This window comes from Arthrobacter sp. P1_A5 (assembly GCF_056406825.1).
The window spans coordinates 1-5,941 of sequence record NZ_JBFTZL010000205.1 but is presented as its reverse complement, the minus strand read 5'-3'; the positions used below and the strand labels follow the sequence as shown (position 1 = coordinate 5,941).

The 5,941-nt window shown below is 67.9% G+C and carries 4 protein-coding genes; all 4 read left to right on the top strand.

Features of this window, described 5'->3' with window-relative positions; translation table 11 throughout:
- Window positions 1-878 (top strand): dihydroorotase (locus tag AC1D1S_RS18525; protein ID WP_476995146.1); only part of this gene is annotated, 878 nt, incomplete at its 5' end.
- Window positions 875-1,396, top strand: coding sequence for a PH-like domain-containing protein (locus AC1D1S_RS18520; RefSeq protein ID WP_243177376.1), 522 nt, complete (start codon window positions 875-877; stop codon window positions 1,394-1,396). The genes AC1D1S_RS18525 and AC1D1S_RS18520, both read left to right, overlap by 4 nt.
- Before the next feature lie 52 nt (window positions 1,397-1,448).
- Window positions 1,449-2,687: a glutamine-hydrolyzing carbamoyl-phosphate synthase small subunit gene (carA, locus tag AC1D1S_RS18515; RefSeq protein ID WP_476995145.1), complete on the top strand. Its 1,239-nt coding sequence runs from the start codon at window positions 1,449-1,451 to the stop codon at window positions 2,685-2,687.
- A partial coding sequence (gene carB / locus AC1D1S_RS18510; RefSeq protein WP_476995144.1) for a carbamoyl-phosphate synthase large subunit occupies window positions 2,687-5,941 on the top strand: 3,255 nt, incomplete at its 3' end. The genes carA and carB, both read left to right, overlap by 1 nt.

Here is a 5,941-nt window from a genome sequence, read left to right as displayed (position 1 = left end):
ATCCGGTGCTGATGCGCCGCGCGCTCGAATACGTCAAGGCATTCGACGGCGTCGTGGCCCAGCACGCGCAGGAACCCCGCCTCACCGCCGGCGCCCAGATGAACGAGGGGGAGGTCTCCGCCGTCCTCGGCCTGGCCGGCTGGCCGGCCGTCGCCGAAGAGAGCATCATCGCCCGGGACGTGCTGCTGGCCCAGCACGTCGGGTCCCGCCTGCACGTCTGCCACGTCTCCACGGCCGGGTCCGTGGAGATCATCCGCTGGGCCAAGTCCCGCGGCGTCAACGTCACGGCCGAGGTCACCCCGCACCACCTCTGGCTCACGGATGAGCTCGCCCGCAGCTACGACCCCGTCTACAAGGTCAACCCGCCGCTGCGCACGGACGCCRATGTCCAGGCCCTCCGGGCCGCCCTGGCCGACGGCACGATCGACGTCGTCGGCACCGACCATGCACCGCACCCGAGCGAACACAAGGAATGCGAGTGGGCGCAGGCAGCCATGGGCATGACCGGGCTGGAAACCGCGCTCTCCGTGGTCCAGCACACCATGATCGAAACAGGCCTGATGGGCTGGGAGGATTTTGCCCGCGTGACCTCCACGGCGCCGGCCGCCATTGGTCGGGTCCAGGACCAGGGCCGCCCGCTCGAGGCCGGGGAGCCTGCCAACGTCATACTCGTGGACCCGGCTGCGCGCTGGACCGTGGACCCTTCTAAGATGGCAACCATGGGCCGTAACTCTCCGTTTGCCGGCCGGGAACTGCCGGGGAAGGTAGTGGCGACGTTCTTCAAGGGCCACCCGACCGTTCTCGACGGAAAACTCAACACCCCGTACCGGTGGCCGGCCGAAGCGCTCGACGCAGGACCGGCGGGCCGCCGCCCGTGAGTGTCAAGGACCTCTCCCTGCTCTTCACGCTCGTCCTGATTGGCGTCGCGCTTGCCCTCATCGCCGTCGGCTGGCGTAACCGCCTGCGCCGCCAGTCCGACGTCGAGCCCCTCCCCGAGGTTCCCGCCGAACTCGGCGCCCCGCTGGCCGCCGCCGACGGCCAGTACGTCGCCTCCACCACCGCCGGCGACTGGCTGGACCGGATCGCCGTGCACAATCTGGGCATCCGCACCAACGCCAAGCTCTCCGTGCACCCGGAAGGCGTGCTGTTCGAGCGCGCGGGCGCCGGCCCGGTGTTCATCCCGGCCGGACGCCTGACCGGTGTGCGGCAGGAAAGCGGCATGGCCGGAAAGTTCGTGGAAAAGGACGGCCTGCTGGTGCTCAGCTGGATGCTCGGTTCCCACGAACTCGACACCGGCTACCGGACGCGCCGCGCCGAGGACAAAGCCGTGCTCCTCACCACCCTCCAAGATTTGATCTCCGCAGCCCCTCAGGCAGAAGCCGATAGTGGAAAGTAACGACGTGACGGACCCCAACGAAGTGACAGCAACAGCAGTGTCAGAAAAATCAGTGACAGAAGCTGCAGAGCCAGCAAAGGCCGCCGCTGCAGCATCCACCCCCGCGGTCCTCGTGCTCGAGGACGGCCGGATTTTCCGCGGCACCAGCTACGGCGCCACCGGAACGGCCCTCGGCGAAGCAGTCTTCGCGACCGGCATGACCGGCTACCAGGAGACCATCACCGACCCCTCCTACGCACGCCAGCTCGTGGTCCAGACCGCGCCGCACATTGGCAACACCGGCGTCAACACCGACGACGCCGAGTCCCGCCGCATCTGGGTGGCCGGCTACATCGTCCGCGACGCCGCGCGCCGGCCCTCCAACTGGCGTTCCGAACGCCCCCTCGACGACGAGCTCGTCGAGCAGGGGATCGTCGGCATCCAGGGCGTCGACACCCGCGCCATCACCCGCCACCTGCGCGAACACAAGACCATGCGCGCCGGCATCTTCTCCGGCGACGCCGCCCGCGCCACGGACAAGGAACTCATCGACGCCGTCCTGGCCAGCGCGCCGATGGAAGGCTCACGGCTCGCCGAGGAAGTCAGCGTGGACGCCGCCTACACGGTGGAGCCCAAGGACTTCGGCTGGGACGGCGAGCCGCGGTTCAGCATTGCCGCTATCGACTTGGGCATCAAGCGCATGACCCCCGTCCGGTTCGCCGAGCGCGGGGTGCGGGTGCACGTGCTGCCCGCCACGGCAACCCTCGCCGACGTCCAGGCCGTCAACCCGGACGGCTTCTTCATGTCCAACGGCCCCGGCGACCCCGCCACCGCGGACAACCAGGTGGCGCTGCTGCGCTCCGTGCTCGATGAGAAGATCCCGTACTTCGGTATCTGCTTCGGCAACCAGATCCTCGGCCGGGCCCTCGGGTTCGGCACCTACAAGCTCCGCTACGGCCACCGCGGCCTGAACCAGCCCGTGATGGACCGCCGCACCGGCAAGGTCGAAATTACTTCGCAGAACCACGGCTTCGCCGTCGACGCCCCGCTCAACGGCGCCACCCAGGCCCCCGAGGAACGCTTCGGCCGCGTCGAGGTCAGCCACGTGAGCCTCAACGACGACGTCGTCGAAGGACTGTCCTGCCTAGACATTCCGGCCTTCTCCRTGCAGTACCACCCCGAAGCGGCCGCCGGCCCGCACGACGCCGCCTACCTCTTCGACCGCTTCATCGAACTGATGGCGGACGCTTCTTCAAAGACAGAGACCGGCACAAAGACTGCCACCGATTCCAAGACTGAGGACACGAAGTAATGCCCAAGAGAACTGACCTCAAGAGCGTCATGGTCATCGGGTCCGGCCCGATCGTGATCGGCCAGGCGGCCGAATTCGATTACTCCGGCACCCAGGCTCTGCGCGTCCTCAAGGAGGAAGGCCTGCGGGTCATCCTCGTCAACTCCAACCCGGCCACCATCATGACGGACCCCGAGTTCGCGGACGCGACCTACATCGAGCCGATCACCCCCGAAGTGGTGGAGAAAATCATCGCCAAGGAGCGCCCCGACGCGCTCCTGCCGACCCTCGGCGGCCAGACGGCCCTCAACACGGCCATCGCGCTGGACAAGAACGGCGTCCTGGAGAAGTACAACGTCGAGCTGATCGGCGCCAACATTGCCGCGATTGAGCTGGGCGAGGACCGCGAGAAGTTCAAGGGCGTCGTCGAGCGCTGCGGCGCCGAGTCGGCCCGCAGCCACATCATCCACACCATGGACGAGGCACTCGCCGCGGCCGGTGACCTCGGTTACCCGATGGTCGTCCGGCCCTCCTTCACCATGGGCGGCCTGGGCTCCGGGCTGGCCTACGACGAGGGGGACCTGCGCCGGATTGTCGGCCAGGGCCTGCAGTACAGCCCCACGTCCGAGGTGCTGCTCGAAGAGAGCATCCTCGGCTGGAAGGAGTACGAGCTCGAGATGATGCGGGACAAGAACGACAACGTCGTGGTGGTCTGCTCCATCGAGAACTTCGACCCGGTCGGCGTGCACACGGGCGACTCGATCACTGTCGCCCCGGCCCTGACCCTGACGGACCGCGAATACCAGCGGCTGCGCGACATCTCCATCGCGGTCATCCGCGAGGTCGGCGTCGACACCGGCGGCTGCAACATCCAGTTTGCCGTCGAGCCGGACACCGGCCGCGTCGTCGTGATCGAAATGAACCCCCGCGTCTCCCGTTCCTCCGCCCTGGCGTCCAAGGCCACCGGCTTCGCGATCGCCAAGATCGCCACGAAGCTGTCCCTTGGCTACACCCTGGACGAGATCCCGAACGACATCACCCAGAAGACCCCGGCGTCCTTCGAACCGACCCTGGACTACGTGGTGGTGAAGGTCCCGCGCTTCGCGTTCGAGAAGTTCCCGGCGGCGGACCCCACCCTGACCACCACCATGAAGTCGGTGGGCGAGGCCATGGCCATGGGCCGGAACTTCACCGAGGCGCTGCAGAAGGCCTTGCGCTCCCTGGAGCAGAAGGGCTCCCAGCTGGACTTCAGCCACGTCCCGGAATGGGAAGTCGCGGAGCTGATCGAGAAGGCCAAGCGTCCCACCACCGAGCGCCTGCACCAGGTGCAGCGGGCCTTGCTCGGCGGCGCCACCGCGGAACAGCTCTTCGAGGCGACCAAGATCGACCCCTGGTACCTGGACCAGCTCCAGCTGCTGAACGAGATCTCGCTCGAAATCCGCCAGGCCGCGGCGCTGACGCCGGAGATGCTGACCCGCGCCAAGCGCCACGGCTTCTCCGACGAACAGATCGGTGCGCTGACCCACAACTCCGAGGACGTCGTCCGCGGGGTCCGGCAGGCCCTGGGCATCCGTCCCGTCTACAAGACCGTGGACACCTGCGCGGCCGAGTTCGCCGCCTACACCCCGTACCACTACTCCTCCTATGACGAGGAGGACGAGGTTGCGCTGCACGCCAAGCCGTCCATCATCATCCTCGGGTCCGGCCCCAACCGGATCGGCCAGGGTATCGAGTTCGACTACTCCTGCGTGCACGCCTCGATGGCGCTGCGCAAGGCCGGCTACGAGACCGTGATGGTCAACTGCAACYCGGAAACCGTCTCCACCGACTACGACGTCTCCACCCGGCTCTACTTCGAACCGCTCACCCTGGAGGACGTCCTTGAGGTCATCGCGGCCGAGGAGCGCACCGGCGGGGTCATGGGCGTCTTCGTCCAGCTCGGCGGCCAGACCCCGCTCAAGCTCGCCCAGCAGCTCGCAGACGCCGGCGTGCCGATCCTCGGCACCTCGCCGGAGGCAATCGACCTCGCCGAACACCGCGGCGCCTTCTCCCGCGTCCTCGACAAGGCCGGGCTCGTCTCGCCGAAGAACGGCACCGCCGTGTCCTTCGAGGACGCCAAGAAGATCGCCGACGAGATCGGCTACCCGGTCCTGGTCCGGCCCTCCTACGTCCTCGGCGGACGTGGCATGGAGATCGTCTACGACGAGCCCAACCTCTCCCGCTACATCGCCAACGCCACCGAGATCACCCCCGACCACCCGGTGCTGATCGACCGCTTCCTCGAGGACGCCGTCGAGATCGACGTCGATGCCCTCTACGACGGCACGGAGATGTACCTCGGCGGCATCATGGAACACATCGAGGAGGCCGGCATCCACTCCGGCGACTCGGCCTGCGTCCTGCCGCCCATCACCCTGGGCGGCAACGTGCTGGAACGGGTGCGGACCGCCACCCTGGCGATCGCCGAGGGCGTGGGCGTCCGCGGCCTGATCAACATCCAGTTCGCCCTGGCCTCCGACGTGCTCTACGTCCTCGAAGCCAACCCGCGCGCGTCCCGCACCGTCCCGTTCGTCTCCAAGGCCACGGGTGTCCAGATGGCGAAAGCCGCGGCCCTGATCGGCACCGGCGTCACCATCAACCAGCTCCGCAGCGCCTACAAGATGCTGCCGGAGAGCGGCGACGGCTCCACCCTGCCGCTGGACGCGCCGGTCTCGGTCAAGGAAGCCGTGCTGCCGTTCAGCCGCTTCCGCACCCCGGAGGGCAAAGTGGTCGACTCCCTGCTCGGCCCGGAAATGCGCTCCACGGGCGAGGTCATGGGCATCGACAAGCACTTCGACACGGCCTTCGCCAAGAGCCAGGCGGCCGCGAACAACGCCCTGCCCACCGAGGGCAAGATCTTCGTCTCGGTGGCCAACCGGGACAAGCGCTCGGTCATCATGGGCGTCAAGCGGCTCTCGGACCTCGGCTTCGAGATCGTCTCCACCGGCGGCACGGCCGACGTGCTCCGCCGCAACGGGATCCAGGCCACCCCGGTCCGGAAGGTCGCCGAAGGCTCCAGCGCCGAAGGCGAAGGCACCATCGCCGACCTCATCATCGCCGGCGAGATCGACATGGTCTTCAACACCCCCTCCGGCGGCGAGGCCCGCAGCGACGGCTACGAACTCCGTGCCGCCGCGACCTCGATCGGGATCCCGTGCATCACCACCGTGGCCGAGTTCAACGCCGCCGTCCAGGCCATCGAGGCGCTGCGCACCTACGAATGGTCGGTCACGAGC